The 521-nt window shown below is 68.5% G+C and carries 1 protein-coding gene; it reads left to right on the plus strand.

What is annotated here, in order from left to right:
- Positions 1–81: 81 nt before the first annotated feature.
- Positions 82–521: AAA family ATPase (locus RGD00_RS23610; RefSeq protein WP_310459643.1), on the plus strand; the 440-nt coding region annotated here is incomplete at its 3' end.

Below are 521 nucleotides of genomic sequence, written 5' to 3' on the forward strand. Positions count from 1 at the left end.
AAACCCTGCGTGGACGCAGCCCTTACCACACCGGTCCGCGAGGGCGGCCAGGACGCCTGGACGCGGTTCGAAGGCGTTAGCATGGCCATCGGACACTATGTCCGCATGGCGCACGAGGGGCGGATGAGCCGGGAGGAAGCCTGGCGCGCGATCGGCGAATACAACGCGGCGATGATCCGGCCGAGCTGGCCGGAAGACCGTCTCTGGGTCGAATACGAGCGGCTCTGGTCGCTGCACATCGCGAGGAACGGCCCGCCGCTCATTCGGAACGACGGCGCTCCTGCGGCGAGGGAGATCGCCATCTTCACCTTGGGCGCGCTGCTGGACGACGGCACGCCGATGCCCGACGACATAATCGGCCCGCGCGTCCTCACCCCGGGCGGCATGCTGGTGCTCGGCGGCGCGCCCAAGGTCGGCAAGAGCGATCTCGTCATCAGCTGGCTCGTGCACATGGCTGCCGGTGTGCCGTTCCTTGGCTTCACGCCGCCACGGCCGCTGCGCGTGTTCTATCTGCAGGCCGA

The organism is Ruixingdingia sedimenti (assembly GCF_031432425.1).
Lineage (GTDB): Bacteria > Pseudomonadota > Alphaproteobacteria > Rhodobacterales > Rhodobacteraceae > Ruixingdingia > Ruixingdingia sedimenti.